This is a genomic window from Mycobacterium sp. NPDC050551, from assembly GCF_040674075.1.
Taxonomy (GTDB): domain Bacteria; phylum Actinomycetota; class Actinomycetes; order Mycobacteriales; family Mycobacteriaceae; genus Mycobacterium.
Genome location: NZ_JBFARC010000004.1, coordinates 637,740 through 659,926 on the forward strand (window position 1 = coordinate 637,740; position 22,187 = coordinate 659,926).

General features: G+C 70.5%; 17 protein-coding genes. 8 read left to right on the plus strand and 9 right to left on the minus strand.

The genetic code is table 11. The annotated features are described in order from the left end of the window. The first annotated feature begins 159 nt into the window (after positions 1 to 159). Together AB0K11_RS19555 and AB0K11_RS19560 are read left to right on the plus strand one after the other, a co-directional pair. Positions 160 to 606, plus strand: coding sequence for a universal stress protein (locus AB0K11_RS19555; RefSeq protein WP_264013418.1), 447 nt, complete (start codon positions 160 to 162; stop codon positions 604 to 606). Positions 607 to 651: 45 nt separating this feature from the next. After that, positions 652 to 1,959, plus strand: a complete 1,308-nt coding sequence (locus AB0K11_RS19560; RefSeq protein ID WP_364980225.1) for a cytochrome P450 — start codon at positions 652 to 654, stop codon at positions 1,957 to 1,959. Positions 1,960 to 1,965: 6 nt separating this feature from the next. Here the strand turns inward: AB0K11_RS19560 and AB0K11_RS19565 are convergent, their stop codons facing one another. Both AB0K11_RS19565 and AB0K11_RS19570 read right to left on the minus strand, forming a co-directional pair. Further along, positions 1,966 to 2,466, minus strand: a complete 501-nt coding sequence (locus AB0K11_RS19565) for a DUF427 domain-containing protein (protein ID WP_364980228.1) — start codon at positions 2,464 to 2,466, stop codon at positions 1,966 to 1,968. Beyond that, positions 2,456 to 3,133: an MBL fold metallo-hydrolase gene (locus AB0K11_RS19570; RefSeq protein ID WP_364980231.1), complete on the minus strand. Its 678-nt coding sequence runs from the start codon at positions 3,131 to 3,133 to the stop codon at positions 2,456 to 2,458. The genes AB0K11_RS19565 and AB0K11_RS19570 overlap by 11 nt, the downstream gene beginning before the upstream one ends. A 120-nt stretch (positions 3,134 to 3,253) precedes the next feature. Here AB0K11_RS19570 and uvrA point away from each other — a divergent pair, with 120 nt between their 5' ends. After that, complete coding sequence (gene uvrA, locus AB0K11_RS19575; protein WP_364980233.1) at positions 3,254 to 6,148, plus strand: excinuclease ABC subunit UvrA; 2,895 nt, start codon at positions 3,254 to 3,256, stop codon at positions 6,146 to 6,148. A 6-nt stretch (positions 6,149 to 6,154) separates the two neighbouring features. Here the strand turns inward: uvrA and AB0K11_RS19580 are convergent, their stop codons facing one another. Genes AB0K11_RS19580 through AB0K11_RS19590 form a run of 3 tightly spaced genes read right to left on the minus strand, consistent with a single transcriptional unit; the run spans position 6,155 to position 9,161 of the window. Continuing rightward, positions 6,155 to 7,615, minus strand: a complete 1,461-nt coding sequence (locus tag AB0K11_RS19580; RefSeq protein WP_364980536.1) for an NAD(P)/FAD-dependent oxidoreductase — start codon at positions 7,613 to 7,615, stop codon at positions 6,155 to 6,157. Between the two features lie 40 nt (positions 7,616 to 7,655). Continuing rightward, positions 7,656 to 8,876 (minus strand): winged helix DNA-binding domain-containing protein, encoded by a 1,221-nt coding sequence (locus tag AB0K11_RS19585; RefSeq protein ID WP_364980236.1) that lies wholly within the window; start codon positions 8,874 to 8,876, stop codon positions 7,656 to 7,658. A gap of 3 nt (positions 8,877 to 8,879) precedes the next feature. Further along, positions 8,880 to 9,161, minus strand: a complete 282-nt coding sequence (locus AB0K11_RS19590) for a hypothetical protein (protein WP_364980239.1) — start codon at positions 9,159 to 9,161, stop codon at positions 8,880 to 8,882. A gap of 122 nt (positions 9,162 to 9,283) precedes the next feature. On the opposite strand from AB0K11_RS19590, the gene AB0K11_RS19595 reads away from it, so the two are divergent. The 3 genes from AB0K11_RS19595 to AB0K11_RS19605 all read left to right on the plus strand — a co-directional run bounded on the left by AB0K11_RS19595 (position 9,284) and on the right by AB0K11_RS19605 (position 12,884). Beyond that, on the plus strand, positions 9,284 to 9,751 hold the full coding sequence (locus AB0K11_RS19595) for a lipoprotein LpqH (protein ID WP_364980242.1): 468 nt from the start codon (positions 9,284 to 9,286) through the stop codon (positions 9,749 to 9,751). A gap of 74 nt (positions 9,752 to 9,825) precedes the next feature. Further along, a complete protein-coding gene (locus AB0K11_RS19600) occupies positions 9,826 to 11,568 on the plus strand; it encodes a hypothetical protein (protein WP_364980245.1) in 1,743 nt (580 codons plus the stop codon). Further along, a complete protein-coding gene (locus tag AB0K11_RS19605; protein ID WP_364980248.1) occupies positions 11,559 to 12,884 on the plus strand; it encodes a CHAT domain-containing protein in 1,326 nt (441 codons plus the stop codon). The genes AB0K11_RS19600 and AB0K11_RS19605 overlap by 10 nt, the downstream gene beginning before the upstream one ends. Positions 12,885 to 12,887: 3 nt before the next feature. On the opposite strand, the gene AB0K11_RS19610 is transcribed toward AB0K11_RS19605, so the two are convergent. Then, entirely contained in the window at positions 12,888 to 13,355 is a 468-nt protein-coding gene (locus AB0K11_RS19610; protein ID WP_364980251.1) for a hypothetical protein, read from the minus strand. 84 nt (positions 13,356 to 13,439) lie between these two features. On the opposite strand from AB0K11_RS19610, the gene AB0K11_RS19615 reads away from it, so the two are divergent. Then, positions 13,440 to 14,759, plus strand: a complete 1,320-nt coding sequence (locus AB0K11_RS19615) for a hypothetical protein (protein WP_364980254.1) — start codon at positions 13,440 to 13,442, stop codon at positions 14,757 to 14,759. Further along, on the plus strand, positions 14,756 to 15,886 hold the full coding sequence (locus AB0K11_RS19620) for a hypothetical protein (protein ID WP_364980257.1): 1,131 nt from the start codon (positions 14,756 to 14,758) through the stop codon (positions 15,884 to 15,886). Before AB0K11_RS19615 ends, AB0K11_RS19620 begins: the two co-directional genes overlap by 4 nt. Before the next feature lies 1 nt (position 15,887). Here AB0K11_RS19620 and AB0K11_RS19625 read toward each other — a convergent pair whose 3' ends face one another. From AB0K11_RS19625 to lysX, 3 genes are all read right to left on the minus strand, one after another. Beyond that, the gene (locus tag AB0K11_RS19625; RefSeq protein ID WP_364980260.1) at positions 15,888 to 17,243 is read right to left on the minus strand and encodes an alpha/beta hydrolase-fold protein; all 1,356 of its coding nucleotides are present in this window, start codon (positions 17,241 to 17,243) and stop codon (positions 15,888 to 15,890) included. Between the two features lie 48 nt (positions 17,244 to 17,291). Beyond that, the gene (locus tag AB0K11_RS19630; protein ID WP_364980263.1) at positions 17,292 to 18,728 is read right to left on the minus strand and encodes an FAD/NAD(P)-binding protein; all 1,437 of its coding nucleotides are present in this window, start codon (positions 18,726 to 18,728) and stop codon (positions 17,292 to 17,294) included. 82 nt (positions 18,729 to 18,810) lie between these two features. Continuing rightward, positions 18,811 to 22,152, minus strand: a complete 3,342-nt coding sequence (lysX, locus tag AB0K11_RS19635) for a bifunctional lysylphosphatidylglycerol synthetase/lysine--tRNA ligase LysX (protein WP_364980266.1) — start codon at positions 22,150 to 22,152, stop codon at positions 18,811 to 18,813. Positions 22,153 to 22,187: the final 35 nt, after the last annotated feature.

Consider the following 22,187-nt stretch of genomic DNA (forward strand, 5'->3'; position numbering starts at 1 on the left):
GCGCGGTGCGCAACGCCGGGTGACTAACATCAGTGCCGGTAGAACGGCTGTCGCCGGGACCGGACGCCATTGCCGGGTGTCGTGAATCGCACCGATTCCACGGCGGCGCGGGTTACTGTCTCGGGTGGCGGCGATGCAACTGACACTTGGAGGACATGGATGAGCGCCTATCAGACCGTGGTGGTCGGCACCGACGGTTCGGATTCCTCGTTGCGCGCGGTGGACCGCGCCGGCCAGATCGCCGCCGGGTCGGGTGCGAAGCTGATCGTGTCGACGGCGTACTTCCCGCAGAGCGAAGACCAGCGGGCCGCTGACGTGCTCAAGGACGAGGGCTACAAGATGTCGGGCAACGCCCCCATCTACGCCATCCTGCGTGAGGCGCGCGACCGTGCGAAGGCCGCAGGCGCCGAGAACATCGAGGAGAAGGCCATCGTCGGCGCCCCCGTCGACGCCCTCGTCGAACTCGCCGAAGAAGTCAACGCCGACCTGCTCGTCGTCGGCAACGTCGGTCTGAGCACCATCGCGGGCCGGCTCCTCGGATCGGTGCCCGCCAACGTCGCGCGCCGGTCGAAGACCGACGTGCTGATTGTGCACACCACCCCCTAGGGGCCGCCTCCCCGTGTGACAATCGGGCTGTCGAGGAGGTCAACGATGACGTCTACGGTCCGCCCGATCGGCCTTTCTCCGCGGGAGAACGGCGCTCCGCCACCTGAGGTGCCGCTGCGCGACATCGACCTCGGGTCGCTCGACTTCTGGTCGTGGGACGACGATCGCCGTGACGGCGCGTTCGCCACCCTGCGGCGCGAGTCGCCGATCAGCTTCTTCGAGGTGCCGGAGTTCCCGGGCTTCCCGACCGGCGCCGGGCACTGGGCGCTGACGTCGCACGCCGACGTGCACTTCGCCAGCCGCCATCCCGACCTCTTCAGCTCCAGCCCTACGAGCACCTCACTGGGCGACCAGGCGCCGGAGATCTCCGAGTTCTTCGGCTCGATGATCACGCTGGACGATCCGCGCCATCAGCGCCTGCGCTCGATCGTCAACCGGGCGTTCACGCCCAAGATGCTGGCGAGGATCGAGGCCAGCGTCGCGGACCGGGCCCGCCGCCTGATCGACGACATGATCGCCGCACATCCCGACGGCAGCGCCGACTTCGTCGCCGAGGTGGCCGCGCCCCTGCCGCTGCAGATCATCTGCGACATGATGGGGATCCCGGACGAGGACGAGGAGAAGGTCTTCCACTGGACGTCGGTGATCATGGGGATCGGCGACGACGAGGCGTCCGGCGACTTCGACGAGATCGTCTCGGTGGCCACCGAACTGGCCGGCTACGGCATGCAGCTAGCCGAGGACCGGCGGTCCCGGCCCGCCGACGACCTGACGACCAACCTCGTGCTGGCCGAGGTCAACGGCGAGCGGTTGTCCTCGACGGAGATCGCCTCGTTCTTCATCCTGCTGTGCGCGGCAGGCAACGAGACCACGCGCAACGCGATCAGTCACGGCATGGTGGCCCTCACCCGGTATCCGGATCAGCGCCGCACCTGGTGGTCGGACTTCGACACCGTCGCACCCACCGCGGTCGAGGAGATCGTGCGCTGGGGTTCACCGATCATGTACATGCGCCGCAACCTGACCCGCGACGTCGAGTTGAGCGGCGTGCAGATGAAGGCCGGCGACAAGGTGTCCATGTGGTACTGCTCGGCCAACCGTGACGAACAGGTCTTCGACAACCCCTGGTACTTCGACGTCACCCGTTCGCCGAACGCGCACATCGGCTACGGCGCGGGCGGCGCCCACTTCTGCCTCGGCGCGAACCTCGCGCGCCGCGAGGTCCGGATGCTGTTCGGCGAGCTGCACCGCCAGGTGCCCGACATCGTCGCCACGGGAGAACCGGCGATCCTGAGGTCGGCGTTCGTGCACGGCATCAAGCGGCTGCCGGTGGCCTGGACCCCGCCCGCCTGACGCGCCCTACCAGCCCATCGAACCGGGAACGCCCTTGAACGGGCCGGCCACCCGGCTGGTGATCCAGCCGCCGTAGAAGCCGCCCGGCTGCGGGGACACCTCTTCGCCGTCGACGGTGCAGCGGTCCATCTGCGCCGCCATCACCGCGACCGCGCCGGCGAGTGGACGGAAACCCGCGGTCGGTTCGGGATAGGTCCAGGCCGCCCGCGGCGCCACCTGGTCGCCGCCGAGCACGTCGTAGTAGCGGGCGTGGCCCTTCCACTCGCACCACGACGCGCCGTCGGCGGCCCGCAGCGCGCCGGGACGGAAGTCGTCGATGGGCAGGTAGTAGGTGGGCGGGTGGCTGGTCTCCAGCACCCGCCAGCCGCGGTTGGTGGACGCGACGGTCTCGCCGCCCAGCTCGACGGTGATCCGGCCCGGGAACTCCTCGAGCCGCGGCGGCCGCGGATAGTCCCACACCGACTCCTGGCCGGGCAGCGGCCTGTCCGGGGTCGGCCTACCAGCCACGTTCGCGCCATTCTCCGAGGTGCGGCCGCTCGGTGCCGAGCACCGTGTCGTCGCCGTGGCCGGGGTACACCGTGGTGGTGTCGGGGTAGACGTCGAAGACCCGGCTGGTGACGTCGCCGAGCAACTGCTCGAAGTCGCCGGGCTGCCACGTCTTGCCGACGCCGCCGGGGAACAGGCAGTCTCCGGTGAACAGCTGCACGCTGTCGCCGGCGGCGGGCCCGCTCAGCGCCAGCGCCACCGAGCCCGGCGTGTGTCCGCGCAGGTGGATCACGTCGAAGGTGAGGTCACCGATCTCGATGGTGTCGCCACCGTCGATGAACCGGTCGGGCCGCACCGGCAGCGGTTCGGCGTCCAGCCGGTGGGCCGCGGTGGGCGCGCCGGTGATGTCGACGAGGTCGGACAGCGCCTGCCAGTGGTCGAAGTGCTGGTGGCTGGTGACGATCAGCGACAGGTTCGGCGCCTGCATCTCCACCAGTTCGGTCAGCAGGTCGGCATCGTTGGCGGCGTCGATGAGTAACGACTCGCCGGTGCGGGAACACGTGATGAGGTAGCTGTTGTTGTCCATCGGGCCCACCGACATCTTGATGATCGTGGCGCCAGGCAGCGTGCGCTTGGCGGCGGTCTGGGGTTCCACGTGACCGGTGTAGTCGTCGTCGATGGCAGTCATGTCCGCAACGGTATCCGACCACCGGCCGCCGTCCGGGCGGGTTGTCGGACCGGGCACATAGCATGGGCATGAGCTGTGTCATGCGGGTCCGCGACACAGACGGAATGGGAGAGATATCAGTTGGCTGACCGCCTGATCGTCAAGGGTGCTCGCGAGCACAACCTGCGCAGTGTGGACCTTGACCTGCCGCGCGACGCCCTCATCGTCTTCACCGGGCTGTCGGGCTCGGGCAAGTCGTCGCTGGCGTTCGACACCATCTTCGCCGAGGGCCAGCGCCGGTACGTCGAGTCGCTGTCGGCCTACGCGCGCCAGTTCCTCGGGCAGATGGACAAGCCGGACGTCGACTTCATCGAGGGCCTGTCTCCCGCGGTGTCGATCGACCAGAAGTCCACCAACCGCAACCCGCGGTCGACCGTGGGCACCATCACCGAGGTGTACGACTACCTGCGGCTGCTCTATGCCCGGGCAGGCACCCCGCACTGCCCGGTCTGCGGCGAGCGCATCGCCCGCCAGACGCCCCAGCAGATCGTCGACCAGGTGCTCGCGATGGACGAGGGACTGCGGTTCCAGGTGCTGGCCCCCGTGGTGCGCACCCGCAAGGGCGAGTTCGTCGACCTGTTCGACAAGCTCAACACGCAGGGCTACAGCAGGGTCCGGGTCGACGGCGTGGTGTATCCGCTGACCGACCCGCCGAAGCTGAAGAAGCAGGAGAAGCACGACATCGAGGTGGTGGTCGACCGCCTCACCGTCAAGGCCACCGCCAAGCAGCGGCTCACCGACTCGGTGGAGACGGCGCTCGGCCTCGCCGACGGCATCCTGGTGCTGGAGTTCGTCGACCGCGACGACGACCACCCGCACCGCGAGCAGCGCTTCTCGGAGAAGCTCGCCTGCCCGAACGGACATCCGCTCGCCGTCGACGACCTGGAGCCGCGGTCGTTCTCCTTCAACTCTCCCTACGGCGCCTGCCCGGAGTGCACCGGTCTCGGCATCCGCAAGGAGGTCGACCCCGACCTGGTCATCCCCGACCCGGACATGACCCTTGCCGAGGGCGCGATCGCACCGTGGTCGATGGGGCAGACGGCCGAGTACTTCACCCGGATGCTGGCCGGTCTCGGCGAGTCGATGGGCTTCGACGTCGACACCCCGTGGAAGAAGCTGCCCGCCAAGGCGCGCCGAGCGATCCTCGAGGGCTGCGACGAGCAGGTGCACGTCCGCTACCGCAACCGGTATGGCCGCACCCGGTCGTACTACGCGGACTTCGAAGGCGTGATGGCGTTCCTGCAGCGCCGGATGGAACAGACCGACTCGGAGCAGATGAAGGAGCGCTACGAGGGATTCATGCGCGACGTGCCGTGTCCGGTCTGCGAGGGCACCCGGCTGAAGCCGGAGATCCTGGCCGTCACCATGGCCGCCGGCGACCACGGCGCGAAGTCGATCGCCGAGGTGGCCGAGCTGTCGATCGGCGATTGCGCCGACTTCCTGAACGCGCTCACCCTCGGGCATCGCGAGCAGGCCATCGCGGGGCAGGTGCTCAAGGAGATCCAGTCGCGGCTGGGCTTCCTGCTCGACGTCGGCCTGGACTACCTGTCGCTGTCACGGGCGGCGGCCACCCTGTCCGGCGGTGAGGCGCAGCGGATCCGGCTGGCCACCCAGATCGGGTCGGGCCTCGTCGGCGTGCTCTACGTGCTGGACGAGCCGTCCATCGGACTGCACCAGCGGGACAACCGCAGGCTGATCGACACGCTGCTGCGGCTCAAGAGCCTCGGCAACACGCTCATCGTCGTCGAGCACGACCTCGACACCATCGCGCACGCCGACTGGGTGGTCGACATCGGCCCGGCCGCGGGTGAGCACGGCGGCCGGATCGTGCACAGCGGCTCCTACGCCGACCTTCTGAACAATCCCGAATCGCTCACCGGTGCCTACCTGTCGGGCAAGGAGAGCATCGAGGTCCCGGCGCTGCGGCGGCCCATCGACAGGAAGCGGCAGCTCACCGTCGTCGGCGCCCGCGAGCACAACCTGCAAGACATCGACGTCGCATTCCCGCTGGGCGTGCTCACCTCGGTCACCGGTGTCTCGGGGTCAGGGAAGTCCACGCTCGTCAACGACATCCTCGCCTCGGTGCTGGCCAACAAGCTCAACGGGGCCCGGCAGGTGCCGGGCCGCCACACCCGGATCAACGGCGTCGACCAGCTCGACAAGCTGGTGCGGGTCGACCAGTCGCCGATCGGACGGACTCCGCGGTCCAACCCGGCCACCTACACCGGCGTGTTCGACAAGATCCGCACCCTGTTCGCGGCCACCACCGAGGCCAAGGTCCGTGGCTACCAGCCGGGCCGGTTCTCCTTCAACGTCAAGGGCGGCCGCTGCGAGGCGTGTTCGGGCGACGGCACGATCAAGATCGAGATGAACTTCCTGCCCGACGTCTACGTGCCGTGCGAGGTGTGCCACGGCGCCCGGTACAACCGGGAGACCCTCGAGGTGCACTACAAGGGCAAGACCGTGTCCGAGGTGCTCGACATGTCCATCGAGGACGCCTCGGAGTTCTTCGAACCGATCAGCTCGATCCACCGGTACCTCAAGACCCTGGTGGACGTCGGCCTCGGCTATGTGCGGCTCGGGCAGCCCGCGCCGACCCTCTCCGGTGGTGAGGCGCAGCGCGTCAAGCTGGCCGCCGAACTGCAGAAGCGGTCCACCGGGCGCACGGTGTACATCCTCGACGAGCCGACCACCGGGCTGCACTTCGAAGACATCCGCAAACTGCTCAAGGTCATCAACGGCCTCGTCGACAAGGGCAATTCGGTGATCGTCATCGAACACAACCTCGATGTCATCAAGACGTCGGACTGGATCATCGACATGGGTCCCGAAGGCGGCGCGGGCGGCGGCACCGTCGTGGCGCAGGGAACGCCCGAGGAGGTCGCGGTGAACCGCGACAGCTACACCGGCCACTTCCTCGCCGAGATGCTCGACCTGCCCGCCCCGACGCGTAAGCGGCGCAAGGTGAGTGCCTGACCGCCGTCAGGCGGGCGTGGTCTCGTAGGCGTCCAGGTCGAATTGCCGGGTCTGGCGCCGGAACCGGAAGGTGAAGTCCGGCCACAGCGTGGTGTTGTTGCCGTGCGCGTCGAGGTACCAGCTCGCGCACTTGCCGTTCATCCACACCGATCCCGCCAGCGCCTTCTGCAGCCGGTCGTTGTAGGTGTCCAGCGCGTGCTGCTTGACCTCGACGGTCCGCAGGCCGCGCCGGCGCATGGTGGTGACGGCGTCGACGACGTAGTTGATCTGCGACTCGATCATGTAGACCATCGAGCTGTGGCCCAGGCCGGTGTTCGGACCGACCAGCACGAACATGTTCGGGTATCCGGCGATCGTGGTGCCTTTGTAGGCGCGCATCCCCTTGTCGGCGAATTTCTGCGTCAGGCTCGCACCGTCGGCGCCGCAGACGGTGTCGAACATCGGTGAATCGGTGACGTGGAAGCCGGTGGCGACCACCAGGGCGTCGACTTCGCGCGACGTGCCGTCGGCGGTGACGATCCGGCGGCCGTCGATCTGCTCGATGCCGTCGGTGATCAGGTCGACGTGGTCGCGGTCGAGTGCGGGATACCAGTCGTTGGAGATGAGCATGCGCTTGCAGCCGATCCGGAAGTTCGGCGTCACCCTGCGCCGCAGCTCGGGATCCTTGATCTCGCTGCGGATCTTGGACCGCGAGATCAGCTCGAAACCCTTCATCAGGTTCGGGTTCTTGGCCAGCCCGACCACCTGCGTCTCCCGGCCTGCGTAGATCCCCGCGCGAGCCAGCCGCAGGAAGCCCGGCACGTTGCGGAACGCCCACCGCTCGGGTGCGGTGAAGGCGCGGTCGAAGCGGGGCAGCAGCCACGGCGCCGTGCGCTGGTAGACGTCGAGGTGGGTCACCCGGTCGACGATCGCAGGCACGATCTGGATGGCCGACGCGCCGGTGCCGATGACCGCGACGCGTTTGCCGGCGAGATCGGTGTCGTGATCCCACTGGGCGGAGTGGAACAGGTCGCCACCCGCCTCTGCGAAGGACTCGATGCCCGGAATGGCGGGCAGCGACGGCTCGGCGAGCGAGCCGAATCCCGCGATCAGGATGTCGGCGGTGTAGGCGCCCCTGGCGGTCGCCAGTTCCCAGTGCTTTCTCTCGGCGTTCCACGCCGTCCGGCGCACCTCGCATCCGAAGACGTGCCGGTCGAGCACGTTCGCGCGCTGCGCCACGCCGCGCAGGTAGCCCTCGATCTCCGGCTGGGTGGAGAACGACCGCGTCCAGTCCGGGTTGAGGGCGAATGAGTACGAGTACAGATGTGACGGGACATCGCATGCAGCGCCCGGATACGTGTTGTCCCTCCAGGTTCCGCCGACATCGTCGCCGCGCTCGAACACCAGGAAGTCGCGGTGGCCGGCCTCGTCGAGGCGGATCGCCGCGCCGAGTCCGGAGAAGCCGCTGCCGATGATGGCGATCGCCACATGGGTCACGTCGAGACCTCCTCGTCCACGAGACGGTAGGTTACCGGTCGGTAGTACGAGTGGACGGGACTTCGCTCCGACTGGCTTTCATGAGTGGCGACGGGAAGCGCGGGCTGATCCGGACGCCGGCCAGCCACTCGGTCAGTTCGGCGGCCCGGCGCTCGAGGGCGAGGCGGCCGTCCCGGGCGAGGTCGTCGAGCAGATGCAACACCACCCGGCCGTCGGAATCCTGGCCCCACCCGCCGACGATGCGACCGTCCCACCATGCGGTGGGGCCGGCGTTGCCGTTGCTGTCGAAGACGTGGGGCCGGTGTTCGCCGAGATACCAGGAGCGGTCGAACCACCCCATCGGGGTGACGTCGAGGCCGGGAAGCAGCGCTGCCCACGGTGGCGCAGGAGGTTCGGGTTCGAGGTCGTCGGGCAGCGCCCAGCCCGTGGTGTCGGCACCGCCGCCGTCCCCGAGTCCTACTTCCACGGCGCCGACGTCGCGCAGCGCGGCGCGCGCCCACGTCAGGGTGTTCCCGAACCACCACTTCACGTCGTTCAGCGTCGCGGGGCCGAACGCGTACAACCAGCGCCGGACCAGATCCGCGGCCGCCGCAGCCGCCGGGACGGGGTCGCCGACGGAGTCCAGCCAGTTCGTTGTCGGCGTCCAGCGTGGCCTGCTGGCCGTCCATGCGCCGTCGTTGGGTCCGCGGACGATGTCGCCCCGCACGCCAAGAACCGTGAGAACCCTTGGCGCGAGCGGGCTCTCACCGCCCCACGGTCGACCGGGCGCGTAGTCGTACCGGCCTGCGAGCTCGGGCAGGGCGATGCGCAGATCGCGCGCGCTGGTGGCGCCGTGTTCGGCGAGGTGGGCCAGCACCGCGGCGCAAGCGGTGTCGAGCCAGGTCTCGCCGTCGGGCGGCAGCCCCGCCTTCTCGGCGTCGGCGATCAACCGCCTGCGCTCGGTGGCGGCCACCCGGTCACTGGCCGCGGACTGCACCGCGGGTAGGTCGGTCGCCCGGATCACCCACAGTGTGCGGCGCATCGCGAGGTGCTTGACCAGCGTCCGCTCGTCGTAGAGGTCGCGCTGCAGATCGGCGACGGCGAACCCGGGGATCCGGGCCCACAGCGAGAGGTACGGGGTGGCCGGGTCGGTGGCGTGCAGACCGATCAGCCGGGCCGCGACGTCGGCGCCGGAGGCCGCGGCGTCACCGGGGCACAGGAAGTGTCGCCGCGCGAGTCTGGCCCGTCGCTCGTCGGGCGTGAACGAGCGCAACGGTCAATCGGATTCGGAGCGCATCGACTCCCGGATCTGCGCCAGCCGCTCGGCTGCGGCCCGCTGTCGCTCCTCGTAGAGTTCGTCGGCCGCACGGCCCTCGGGGGTCTCGGCCGCCAATTCGGAGGCGCCGACCGATGTGCCGAACCGGTTCTCGATCTTCTCCCGTACCGCGTCGAACGTCGGCACCCCGCCCGGCGTGTAGCCGGTGTCGAGGGCCTCCGCCGGCGGCGGGGGCGGCGGCGGGGCAGCGGTTTCCGGCTCGGGGGTGGATTCGTCGGACATGGTGGTCACCGTACTCGGCGATGGCGACGGTCCGAGCTAGTTGGGATCGGTAGCGATGTGGCCGGATTTCACTTGTGCCACGACGACGCCATCGGGGCGGCGCGCGAATGAGGGAGAAAACGATGAAGCGAGTTGTCGCTGGTGTGATCGGTCTGGCCGCAGCCACCGCTGTGCTGGTGGGTTGTTCGGACGACAAGCCGGCCGCCGCGCCGGGCACGCAGTTGAGCAACGGTGGCAGCACCGAGGTGAAGGTCGAAGGAAACGACCTCGCCGGTCTGGACACCAACTCGGTCACCTGCGTGAAGCAGGGCGGCAAGATCACCGTGGGCAGCGGCGCCGTGGGCGGCCAGCAGGGCCTCGGCATCGTGATGACCGACGAGGCCACCCCGAAGGTCGAGACCCTCGGGCTGGTCGTCGACGGGAACGCGCTGGCCGTCAACAACATGATGGGCGCCAAGGTCGGCTCGGCGGAGGTGAAGGTCGACGGCGCCACCTACACGATCAGCGGCGAGGCCAGCGGCGCCGACATGAAGAACCCGATGGCCGGAATGATCTCCAAGCCGTTCACCGTCACGGTGACGTGCAGCTGAGTCATCCGCACCGCGGCGGCGGGCGTACTGGGCCATTCGGCCTGGCGCGCCCGCCGCTTCCCTATGCTTCGACCGTGACCATCGGCTCCGGTCTGGCGCAGGCCCGCTCGCTCACCTTCGCGGGAGACGAGGCGGCGGCCCGTGACCTGTTGCTGTCGCTGATGCCGGACATCGAGCGCGCCGACCGCGACGACCTGATGCTCGAGGTGTTCGCCCAGCTGGGGGAGATCTACCTGATCCGCGGCGCCGAGGACGGCGTGACCGAATGCGTGCGCCGGATCCGGGACTGCCTTGCGGTCTATGCGGCGATCCTCGCCGGCAACGGGCCGGACGTCCCGGTCACGATGGCCGACGCCGACATCCGCCGGATGATGGTGCGCTACACCCGGCGCGCCCGTTACCTCGACATCGGACTGGCGGCGGCGGCAGGCGAGCACGAGCGTGCCGCGGAGCAGCTCGAGGAATTCGTCGCCGGATCAGGTGAGGAGAGCTCCACAGCCGACGATCCGGACCTGGCCGACGAGCTCGGCTACCTTCGCGCCCGTGCACTGATGCTGTGCGCCGCAGCGCTGTGCGACGACGACCTGCACGCGCGGTCCATCCCACTGTGGCAGCGCGTCCTCGAAGCGATCGCGCGACCCGGTGACGGCGAGGCGGCCGATCACCTGCTGGTCACCGGTGGCACCGGCTACGGACGGTTCTGCGTCGAGACCGGGCGGCTGCCGGAGGCCGAGCCGTGGCTGCAGCGGGCCGGGGCGCGAGCCCACGCCCGCGGCTGGCGGTTGGCTTCGGCGAGAACGGTTCTCGAACGTGCCGCCGCCGCATGGGCGGCCGGCGATCACGAGGCCACCGAGCAGTTGGTCACCGAGGCGCAGCCGGTGCTCGCCGAACACGCCCACGCCGACGACGTCGCGCGGTGCCTGCTGTACTACGGGTTCGCCCGCATGGCGCTGGGGGAACTGGCGGTCGCCGACGACTGCTGGACCAGGGCCGAGCAGCACTGGCGGGACTCGGGCAGGCCGCTGCGCATCCACCGGATCATCCTGCAGCGCAGCTGGATACCGATCTTCTGGGGCCGCTACGCCGAAGCCGTGGAGCTGGTGGCCCAGGCCCGTGAGTGGCTCGACGCGTCGAACCGGAGCAGCTGGCTGCAGTACGCCCGCCTGGACGACCACCTGGGCACGGTGTGGCGGGCCGACGCGCTCGCCGATCTCGGCTTCGACGCCGCAGGCGATCCGGACGACACGCTGGAGGAGGTCGAGAAGCGGCACGTCGCCTCACTCGGCGTCATCGACGCCGACGCACCGGCCGACCGGCAGCGCAGTGCGGTGATGAAGCTGGAGCAGGCCGCCGAACTGAAACTGCCTGCCGCACTGGCGGTCGACTCGGTGCGGTACGCACTCGCCGACCCCGACGCCCGCAACCGGTGGGCGTCCACCGTCTCGGCGCCGATGCTGGCGGGCGCCTTCGCCGTGGTCTGGGAGTGGGAGAACACCGCCCTGCTCAGCGAGCTGATCGAATACCACAGCGCACGAGGCGCTTTCACAGTAGCCGTGGACGCCGCAGGCGGGTCCGGGATGCCCGATGCGGCGACCGTGGCGGTGCCGCTCGACGACGTCGACGCGCCGGCGCTGGTGGCCGGCGGCGGTCAGCCGCCTGCGCCGGGTGGTGATCCGCTGCTGCGTCTGCGTCCCCTGCCGCCGCTCGTCATGGAACCGGGGGCGGCGCCGGTGCTTGCCCACTACCGCGCGCTCGCCCAGCAGCGGTACGGCCGCGCCGTCACCGCCGACGAGCCGGTGTGGCGCACATGGCCGTGACCGGGCCGCCCCGGCTGGTGCTGCGGTTCGCCGACGTCGGCATCGCCACGTACGCCAGCCTGCGCATCGTCGGCAGGCCCGAGCGGACGGTCACCTGGGTAGTCGAGGTACCCATCCTGCTCGCCGCCCTGCAGGAACTGGCCGACGCGCTGCCGGACGCCCGGCCGGGGGAGACCGCGGGCGACGCTCTCGAACGCGCGGTCCGGCGGAGTCCGTTCGCCACGCCGCGGGACGAGCTGACCCTCGCCTACATCCTGGGTGTGCTGCTGATCGCCGCGCCGGCCTGGCAGCTGCTCAGCGAGTGCGTATCAGACCCGCGGGCAACGCTGTTCGTCTCGCCGAGCGCACGGCTCGCGCGGGTGCCGTGGGGGCTGCTGGCCATGCCGACGTCGGGCCCGACCGCCCGCGAGCTGGTGCACGCGCGGTCGGAGGCGATGACGCGGACCGGTCCGACGGCGGCCCGGATCCCCTGGCAGCTCACCGACGTCACCGAACACACCGACGGCCACCGGCTGATGGAACTCGTCGACGTGCTGATGACGGTGCCGCCCAACATCGTCGCGGCGCCCCGGTTCCCGGCTCGCTGGGAAGACCGCCGCGACGCTCCGGTGCTGCTGGTCCTCGACCCGAGGGTGCCCGGCCAGCGTCCGGACTCCGCGCTGGGATCGGTGCTGGGCAGGCCGTCCGGCGACATGCCCGTGGTCGGCCACTTCGCCGACCTGATGGGGCGGCGACCGGTGCTGCCCGAGGTGGCAGGCGCGGTGGAGCTGTTCCGGCGGACCGACGCCGACCGGCACTGGCTGGCCGAGCAGCTGCGGCGCGAACCCGGGCGGCTGGTGTTCGTCGGCCACGCGACCGCCGCCGACGACGACAGCGGCCGCGCCGACCGCGCCGCGCTGCACCTGGCCGAGGCCGACCCGCTCACCGCCGCCGACGTGATCACCGCGGCGTTGCCGCTACCGCCGCGAGTGGCGTTGCTGGCGTGCGCATCCGGAGCCGACTACCGGTTCGACGAGGCGACCGGACTGGTGGCCGCGATGGTGCTCGGCGGTGCGCAGACCGTGACGGCGACGCTGTGGTCGCTGCCCACCACCCGCGGCTACCGCCAGTTCACCGCCGATCAGCCTGCCGCAGCGGCGGATCCGATGTCCGAGGTGATCATCGCGGTGGATCGAGCACATCAGGAGGACGCCGCCGGGTGCGCGGTGAACCGCTGGCAGCGCGAACAGATGCGCCGCTGGCGCGACGGCGACGCCGGTGCGCACCCGCTGTACTGGGGCGCCCTGGTCACATTCGCGGTCGACGGAACCCGGTGACGGTCAGGCCGGTGGCACGCACACCGCCACCGACGACTCGTCGCGGTAATAGGTGACGATGACACTGCCCGGGCTGACCCGGTCCAGGGAGCTGGCGGGCACCAGGGTCGTCTCCTGCACCGGGAACTGACCCCCGTCGCGCCTGCTGACCATCAGGTCGAGCTCCACCTCGCGGTAGTCCTCGCGGGCCTCCCCGGTGGTGCGCATGGCCGTCACCACACCGCGGGACCTGGTGCCGCGCCGGATGGTGTCGAACTGGTCGGTCGTGAGCAGCCCTTTGTCGATCAGCATCTGATCGAATGCCGCACACACCGTGTCGATCTCGTCGACCGAGATGAGACGCTCCTCGGACTCCGCCGGAGGTTCGGCGCAGCGGCAGCCGGCGGGGCGGCGCGATCCGGAGGGGAGCAACATGGCAGCGACGGCGACACAGAGGGCGCCCACGCTCGGAATCAACAACGTGGTGGACATGCATTGAAGGTTCGGCCACCACACGCGCTACCGAACCCAACTTCTGCGCTGTCCCTCACCGCCGACAACTCCTATCCTGTGCCAATGACCACGAGCCCGGAGACCGCGCCGCAGGTGGCGCTGATGCACCCGCGCCGCTCGGTCGTCGACCGCGCATGGCGCGCGATCGGCCCCGGCGTCGAGGTGCTCAGTGGCGACGACGGCGGGCCGTTGCGGCGCACCGTGAAACGCATCCTCGATCCGCTGGTGCTGCGGCTGCGGGCCAATCCCGAGTACTCCGCCCCGGTGTTGAGCGCCGACGTCGCGGCCGCGATGCACGACGCGATCGTCGGGCAGGCCGACCGGTTGCGCGCGGCCGCCGAATGGTTCGCGTTGCTCAAGGCCGAGCGGCGGCGGCTGCGCATCACCGCGGGCAACGCCCAGGAGCTGTACTTCCCGGTCTGCTTCGAGCTGGCCGTCACTCGGGGCGCGCCGCAGGCCGACGGCGTGCAGGCCGCGGGCGCGGTGCTGGCGGATCTGCACGGTGAACGCGACCGGACCGGCATCGAGGTGCTCAATCGCTACGCCGCCGATCCACGGGTGGTCGCCCGGCTGACGCAGCAGCTCGAGCGCAGTTGGGCCGACGTGCGGGCCGACGACGCGATCACCGGACCGTTCCTCAGCGGGCTGACCACGGTGCTCGGACCCGCCGAGGGGCACCGTGCCGCGGCTGCGCGGCAGCGGGTGTGGACCGCGCTGATCGCCGATGCGACACCGCACAACCTCGGTGCGCTGGCCCGCGGCGACAGGGCGAGCCTGCCCTGGTCGATCGTCGATGCCGGGTTGTCGTCGTCGGTGCCGCAACGCCCACCACAGGTCGGCGGGGACCCCGGTAGTGACCGGCCGCTGGACCGGACCGTGCTCGACCGGGTGCGCGCCACGCTGCGCCGCGCGCTCGACCGCGACGAACTACCCGACATCCCGCTGCTGTGCGCCGAGGAGGTCGACCGCGCCTGTGCGCCATGGGGCCTGATGGCCGAGGACAAGCAGGCCGCGCTGGTGGCCGGTATCGAGATCGCGATGCAACTGTCGCCCCTGCACGACGCCGCGGCGACGCGATACGACCTGGCGGCCCAGATCCAGGCCCGGCTGCGCAGGGAGGCCTACGTGCTGCACGCCCGGCGGTGCCTGCTGGACACCGCGCCACTGCACCCGCGCCAGCAACAGGTGGTCGACGACCTCGCCGCATTCGCCCGGCCCTATCTCAGCCGGTTGTGGGCCAGGTTGCACGGGCGCGACGTCTGGCAGGAACCGTGCGACGACGTCGACGACGTGCGGGCCCTGCTCGAAGGCGTGGCCAGGTCGGTCAGCCTCGACCACCGGCAGCGCATCAAAGCCATGTTGGAAGTGCAGGCAGCCGCATGAGACTCATTGCTGGAGAAGGGCTCTGGAGCACCGGTTCGCCCGCGGTCGCCACGCCGCTGACCGCGGTGCTCGAGGTGAGCGGCGCTGTGCTGTCGTGGCCGGTCGACGAGCAGGACGCCCCGGCGCACGTCGCGTTCACCGACGTCACGCGCGCCGACTGGCTGTGGCGGGTGGTCGGCGACACCGGGCATGCGGCGCTGCTGGCGGCCGCTGCCGACAGCCCCGACGACGGCGCACTGCTCGAGGTGGCCGAGGCCGACATGCCCGCCGCGGCGGTGGCGCCGCTGCGGCGGCTGGCGGTGGGCCACTGGCTTCGCCGGTGGTGGCCGGCCAGCAGGCTCGACGGCATCGCCGGTCTCGACCGTGCGCTGCTCGACGCCGAGATCGCCCTGCTGACCGCGGCGGCCGAGGATTTCTTCACCGATGACACCGTCGACTCCGACGCCGCCGAATTCCTGCAACCCAATGTCAGCGACCTGGTCGGACTGGCGCGCGAGGGTGACCCGCGGGTGCTCGACATCGTGGCCCGCTGCGCCGAACTCGCCGAGGACCTCGGGGTCGCCGGACTCGAATGGCCGCTGCCGACCGCCGACATCGCGGTGCCCACGGGCGGCCGTGACGATTACGCGTTGGTGGCCGGAGCGGACACCCGTGGGGCGGGCACCGGTGTGATCGCCCGCGGTGTCGGCCCGATCGTCTGGAGCGCGGTGCCGCCAGGGGTCTTCGACGGGGCCGAGGACTCGGTGTACTGGAGTGTGGGCGGCGACGGGCCGCCCGCGGAGCAGGTTCGGGCCGAGGTGCAGACGGCGCTGCTGGGAGCGGCCTCTCCGGCCGGGCTGCCGGTGCGCGTGTCGTCGGGGCCGGTGTCTGGCACAGGTGCGCTGGACGCCGACGGCCACGCGACGGTGCCGCTGTACGACGGGGCCGGCGTCGCGTTGTCGGCCGGTGCGGCGTGGGACCACGACTGGCAGCCGACGGTGGTGTCGGTGGGGGCAGGCCCGGCTGCCGCGGTGAACGAGACCCGGGAGACCCGGGACCGGGCAAGGGCGGTGGCGCGGCGGCGGCTGGCGCAGCCCGGTGCCGACGCGTTCCTCGCCGAGATCCTCACCGCGGAGGCCGATTACTGACTCAGCGGGCGACGGGCTGTACGTGCGTCGCGCCGGTCGCCGCCGCGGGCATGGGCCACGGCGGCGATCCGGGTGTCTCGAGTTGTCCGGCCAGCCATGGCAGCGCCGCCGAGAACGCCTGCGCGGCGAACGGCCAGTCGTGCTTGCCGGGCTGGACGTGCACCGCGCACGCGATGCCGTGCGCCGTACCCAGGCCGCACAGCGAGTTCGCCGCCGCCAATTGATCGTTCGCCGCGGTGTTGATGTCGAACCAGCCCGCCACATCGTTGTAGCCGCCGTGCCGGGTGATCACCGTGGAGGGATCCCAGTCGGCCCACGCCGCCTCGTTGCCACCGAACAGCCGCGCGATGGTCTGCTGCCGGTCGCCCGAATTCGGTCCGAGGTCTCCCGCGATGTCCTCGAACGCGCTGAACATCTCGGGGTGCATGACGCTGAGGTCGACGGCACACGTGCCGCCCATCGACCAGCCCACGATGCCCCAGCGGGTGCGGTCGGCGCTCACCCCGAATGCATGCTCCATGTAGGGCACGACGTCCTTGGTCAGGTGGTCGGCGGCGTTGCCCCGGCTGCCGTTGACGCATTCGGTGTCGTTGTTGAAGGTGCCGCCGGAATCGACGAACACCAGCACCGGCGCGAAACCCCGGTGCGCTGCGGCGTAGTCGTCCACGGTCTTCACCGCGTCGCCCGCACGCAGCCAGTCCGCAGGCGTGTTGAACTCGCCACCGATCATCATCACCGTCGGCAGCGGTGGCGGGGGATCGGTGGCGTACCAGGCCGGCGGCAGGTAGACCAGTTCGCCACGATGCCGGAAACCCGAAGCGGTGTCGGCGATGTCGACGGTGACGACGGTGCCCCTGGCCGGGATCTTGCCCTGCCGCTGCATCGCCGCGACCGTCACCTGGTCGGTCTGGTCGGGCAGCGGGCCCGCGGTCAACTGGTTCCATGCCACCCCGACGGTGGGGAAGTACCCCACCCACAGGTTGAGCGCGAGTGCCGCCGACAGGGCACACAGCGGTACCGCGAGCACCGCCACCCCGCGCTGCCACCAGCGGGTGGCGCGCCACCCGGTGACGAGCACGGCGACCGCGGCGCCGGACAGGCCGGTCCACAGCCACAGTGATTGCGGCGCCGGTTCGCCGGCCAGTCCCTCGGCCGCGACGTACCAGTACGCGCACACCGCGAGGGTCGCCCCGACGAACACCGCCCACGGCAGCCACGTCATTCGCCACCGCCGAGAGCGCCGGCTCACCGCGGCCAACAACGCGACGCCCGCGAGGATCTGCACCGTCACCGGGATCCACCCGTGCATCAACGACAGGTTGTGGCGCAGCGAATCGGCCAGGGTCACGGCTGCCATCGTGGCCGACCATCCTTACGGGCCGCTGTGGGTCCACTGTCAGACGGATCAGACCATGTACTCGAGCTGGGCCGGCCCCTCCGCCTCGTCGGCGCGGGGACGGTCGAGGATGGTCTCCGCGACCCGCCGTGCCTGCCCGCGCAGCTCGGGCACGGCGATCGTCTCCCAGAACGTGCCGCGCAGCAGCGGACCCAGCGCCAGCAGCCACGCCGACCGGTCGCCGTCGGCGGTCAGCGCGGTGTGGTCGGGGTCCACGGCGACCCCCATGTTCGTCGCGTCCGGCGCGATCAGGCCGCGGCGCAGAAGGTTGTGCAGCAGTACCGAACTGGTGCCCGTCAGCTTCGTCGAGGGGCCGGTGGCGTTGATCACCACGTCGCCGGTGAGCGTCTCGCCATCGGCCAGATGCACGCGGATCTGCGCGCCGTGATCCTCGAGCTTCTCGATCCCGGCGGCACGCACCCGCAGCTGCCCCGTCAGCTGCAGATGCGTCAGCTGCGCGTGGATGTCCGGAGAGATGCGGTGGCGGAACACATTCCATCGCGCTGCGTGGTGCTGCGCGAACGCGAGGCGCTCCGCTGTGCTGAAGCTGCTCCAGATGCGCTGGGTCTGTGCGCGCAGCTTGTCGACGATGATCGCCGGGTGGGCGTTGCGCTCGTGCAGTTCCGCACAGTGCGCGCGGACGAGGGCCACCAGCCGGTCGAGGCCCAGCGTGGTCAGATCGACGTCCTGAGGCGGGAACTCGGGGTACTCGATGCCGCGGAAGTGTCCGTGCGGCAGCCAGCCGTGCCTCGACACGGCGTGGATGTCGCCGCGCCACCCGATGGTGCGCAGGGTGATGATGGCGTCGACGGCGGTCAGTCCCGTGCCGAGCACCACGACGGTCGAGTTCCGCTCGGGCAGGCGTTCCTCCCAGGCCTGCCACGGGTCACCGACCCAGGCGGGATGGTCGGTGAGGCTCTCGGCGCCGGGCAGGGCCGCCGGTGTCTCGTTGCCGGTGGCCAGCACGACCCGGTCGGCCTCGATCGCGGTTCCGTCGGCGAGGCGGACGGAGCAGCCGAAGTCGCCGGGTTCGACGTCCACCGCTGTGCCGACGACCAGCCTGGCCGGTGCCGGACCGGCGCTCAGGTAGCGCTGGGTCAGGGCGCGCAGATAGTCCCCGTAGGTCTGCCTGGCGATGAACCGCTCGCGCAGGTCGATCAACGGCACCGCCTCGAACTGCGGTTGCGCGCTGACCCAGCGCAGGAAGTGGTCGGGTTCGTCGGGGAACGCCGACATGTTGCGCGCCGCGACGTTGAGCAGGTACTCCGGGCGCCGCCGCCGGTAGGCGATGCCCCGGCCGACGGGCTCGCGCTCGTTGAGCACCGTCAGGTCGATCGGGACCTCGGCGAGCCGCGCCAGGTTCACCGCGGTCATCGTCCCGCTGAAGCCGCCGCCCACGACGACGACACGGGCGGGCTGCTGTCGTGGTTCGGCGTCGTCGGGCATGCAGGTAGCTGACGGCCTCGATGCCGCGTTGTCACGGGTTTCGGCGACCGTGATCGGAAATCGGTTCTCGGCCAGGGTCGGCCTACCGCGGTTTGGCCAACGGGAACGGCAGGGTCTCGCGGATGCTGCGCCCGGTGATGAGCATCACCACCCGGTCCACGCCCATGCCGAGGCCGCCGGTCGGCGGCATCGCGTACTCCATCGCCTGCAGGAAGTCCTCGTCGAGTTCCATCGCCTCCGGGTCGCCGCCCGAGGCCAGCATCGACTGCTCCTGCAGGCGCCTGCGCTGTTCCACCGGGTCGGTCAACTCGCTGTACGCGGTGCCCAACTCGACACCCCACGCGACGAGATCCCACCGCTCCGCCACGCCCGGGATGCTGCGGTGCGGGCGGGTCAGCGGCGACACCGACGTCGGGAAGTCCTTGTAGAACGTCGGCTGCTCGGTGCGGTCCTCGACCAGGTGCTCGTACATCTCGAGCACCACGGCACCGGCGTCCCAGTGGGTGAGGTAGGGGATGTGCGCCGCATCGCACAACCGGCGCAGGGCCGGCAGTTCGGTGTCGATGTCGACGTGTTCGCCCAGTGCCTCCGACACCGCCCCGTGCACCGTCTTGACCGCCCACTCGCCGGAGATGTCGACGGGGGCGAGTGTGCCGTCCTCGCGGGGCCGCAGGAACACCTGCTCACCGTTGGCGGCCAGGGCTGCGTTCTGGATGAGCTCGCGGCAGCCGTCGATCCACACGTTGTAGTCGGCGTGCGCCTGATAGGCCTCCAGCAGCGTGAATTCGGGGTTGTGGCTGAAGTCGACGCCCTCGTTGCGGAATGCCCGGCCGAGTTCGAAGACCCGCTCGACGCCGCCGACGCACAGCCGCTTGAGGTACAGCTCGGGTGCGATCCGCAGGTACAGGTCCAGGTCGTAGGCGTTGATGTGGGTCATGAAGGGCCGGGCGTTGGCGCCGCCGTGGATCTGCTGCAGGATCGGTGTCTCGACTTCGAGAAAACCCTTGTGATACAACGTGTCCCGGATCGCATGCAGCACGCCGCTGCGTGCTTTGATCAGGTCGCGCGCCTCGGTGTTGACGGCCAGGTCGACGTAGCGGGCCCGGACACGCGCCTCCTGGTCGGTCAGTCCCTTCCACTTGTCGGGCAGCGGGCGAAGGCATTTGCCGATCAGGCGCCACCTGTGCACGAGCAGTGACCGCACGCCCTTGCGGCTGTAGCCGATCACGCCGGACACCTCGATGAGGTCGCCCAGGTCGAGGGCGGCCGTGAAGTCGGCGGAAGTCCCGTGTTCGAGCTGCGCATTGTCCAGCAGCAGTTGCACTTCGCCGGACCAGTCGCGCAACTGGGCGAACAGCACGCCGCCGTAGTCGCGCATGCGAAGCACCCGGCCCGCCACCGACACCGCGGTGTCGTCGGCGGCGTCGTTCGCCTGGGCCACCGTGTGGCTCGGCGCCCGGCCCACCGGGTAGGCGTCGACACCGCTGTCCTGCAGCGCCTTCAGCTTGGCCATCCGCACCCGGACCTGTTCGGGCAGCCGGGGCACGGCGGCCTCGTCGGCCATGCCTGCCTGCAGTCCGGACACATCGGGGGCGCTGCCGTCGTGGTGCAGCAGTCCACTGGCCATCAGGGCGTCGGGCGCCGACACGTGGTGGCCGGTGTGCTGCTTGTTCCGCCGGGAGAACGGCAGCACCAGGAAGCCTTCGGCGATCACCGACGCGACGCCGACCCGCGGGACGAGCCGGGCGTCCTCGTAACAGGCGAAGCGGGGCACCCATTCGGGTTGGTACTTCATGTTGGAGCGGTACAGCGTCTCGAGCTGCCACCACCGGGAGAAGAACACCAGCAGCCAGCGCCACAACCGCGCCACCGGTCCGGCGCCGAGCTGCGCGCCCTGCTCGAAGGCCGACCGGAACATGGCGAAGTTCAGCGAGATCCGGGTGACACCGAGGCCCTCGGCCTGCATGCACAGCTCGCTGACCATCAGCTCGATGGTGCCGTTGGGTGACGTCGGCGACCGGCGCATCAGGTCGAGTGACACCCCGTTGGTGCCCCACGGCACCAGCGAGAGCATCGCCACCACCTCGCTGTTTCCCGGGTCGCTCCGCTCCGGCCCGCCGGTGCCGCCCTGCACCGTCTCGACCAGCAGGCAGTCGCGATCCGCCGGGTCGCCGAGCCGGCCCAGTGCCATCGAGAAGCCGCGTTCACTCTCGGTGTCGCGCCACGCGTCCGCGCGGGCGATGACCTCGGCCATCTCCTCGGCGCTGAGGTCGCGGTGGCGGCGGATGCGCACCGACGCGCCGGCCCGGCGGGCCCGGGTGACGGCCTGTCGGACCGCGCGCATGTCCGGTCCGGACAGCCGGAAACTGTCCGGGTGCAGGATCGCCTCGTCGCCGAGTTGCAATGCGTTGAGGCCCGCTTCGCGGTAGGCCGCGGCACCGGTGAAGCTGGCGCCCATGACGCCCGGTGCCCAGCCGTAGGTCTGGCACAGCTGCAGCCACGCGGCGATGGCCTGCGGCCATGCCTTCGGATCGCCGACGGGATCACCACTGGCCAGGCACACCCCGACCTCGACGCGGTAGGTGATCGCGGCCCGGCCGTTGGGCGCGAAGACCACCGACTTGTCGCGGCGGGTGGCGAAGTATCCCAGCGAGTCGTTCTTGCCGTAGAGCTCGAGCAGTCCCCGGATCGCCGACTCGTCCTCGCCGGTCAGCGCGTTGTCCGCGCGTTGCGACTGAAACAGCACCACCGCGGCGGCCATCAGCGCGAGCGCGCCGAACAGGCCGAGCGCCGCGTTGACGAGCACGTGGGAGTGCTGCCCGTCGAACGCCGCGGAGTCGACGCCGGCGAAGGCCACCACCCGGTTGGCGGCGTAGGCCAGTCGATAGTCCCGCTCGAGCGTGCCGGGAAACAGTTCCACCAGCGCCCAGCCGACGAGGATTCCCAGCGCCATGCCGGCGGCCAGCGTTCCGACGGCCTTGACCAGTGCCGCCCGCCGGACCCGGGCCCAGAACTCCGGGCGGGCCAGCAGCAGGAACGCGATCGCGGCGACGTGGAAGGCCAGGCCGATCACCTCGCCGATCTCCTCGATGATCGACTCGTCGCCCGTCAGCAGGTCGACGACGTTCCAGCCGACCGCGGCGACCATGTAGATCAGCAGCACCCACCACGCGATGCGTTTGCGGGCGGCCAGCGCGGCGGCGAGCAACGCCAGCACGAACGCCCACGCGAAGCTGGTGTCCGGGAAGTTGAAGATGTAGTCGTTGACGAACTCGCGGGGGACCCGGATGGTCCATCGCACCAGGGGCGAGACGCTCGCCAGCAGCGACAGCGTGGCGATGATTCCGACGGTCCACCCGGCGGCGGCGGGAACCCAGGGATATCGGGTGGTCGACCGCGCCCTCGGCGTATTGGTGAGGGTCATAGGCCGCGAGGATATGCGCTCACCCGGGCAAATGG

What these genes read in the sequence shown, in the direction of transcription:
- AB0K11_RS19555 (WP_264013418.1), top strand. Translation starts at nt 160, where the DNA reads ATGAGCGCCTATCAGACCGTGGTGGTCGGCACCGACGGTTCGGATTCC.
- AB0K11_RS19605 (WP_364980248.1), top strand. Translation starts at nt 11,559, where the DNA reads ATGGCCGTGACCGGGCCGCCCCGGCTGGTGCTGCGGTTCGCCGACGTC.
- AB0K11_RS19595 (WP_364980242.1), top strand. Translation starts at nt 9,284, where the DNA reads ATGAAGCGAGTTGTCGCTGGTGTGATCGGTCTGGCCGCAGCCACCGCT.
- AB0K11_RS19560 (WP_364980225.1), top strand. Translation starts at nt 652, where the DNA reads ATGACGTCTACGGTCCGCCCGATCGGCCTTTCTCCGCGGGAGAACGGC.
- AB0K11_RS19590 (WP_364980239.1), bottom strand. Translation starts at nt 9,161, where the DNA reads ATGTCCGACGAATCCACCCCCGAGCCGGAAACCGCTGCCCCGCCGCCG.
- lysX (WP_364980266.1), bottom strand. Translation starts at nt 22,152, where the DNA reads ATGACCCTCACCAATACGCCGAGGGCGCGGTCGACCACCCGATATCCC.
- AB0K11_RS19630 (WP_364980263.1), bottom strand. Translation starts at nt 18,728, where the DNA reads ATGCCCGACGACGCCGAACCACGACAGCAGCCCGCCCGTGTCGTCGTC.
- AB0K11_RS19615 (WP_364980254.1), top strand. Translation starts at nt 13,440, where the DNA reads ATGACCACGAGCCCGGAGACCGCGCCGCAGGTGGCGCTGATGCACCCG.
- AB0K11_RS19625 (WP_364980260.1), bottom strand. Translation starts at nt 17,243, where the DNA reads ATGGCAGCCGTGACCCTGGCCGATTCGCTGCGCCACAACCTGTCGTTG.
- AB0K11_RS19620 (WP_364980257.1), top strand. Translation starts at nt 14,756, where the DNA reads ATGAGACTCATTGCTGGAGAAGGGCTCTGGAGCACCGGTTCGCCCGCG.
- AB0K11_RS19570 (WP_364980231.1), bottom strand. Translation starts at nt 3,133, where the DNA reads ATGACTGCCATCGACGACGACTACACCGGTCACGTGGAACCCCAGACC.
- AB0K11_RS19610 (WP_364980251.1), bottom strand. Translation starts at nt 13,355, where the DNA reads ATGTCCACCACGTTGTTGATTCCGAGCGTGGGCGCCCTCTGTGTCGCC.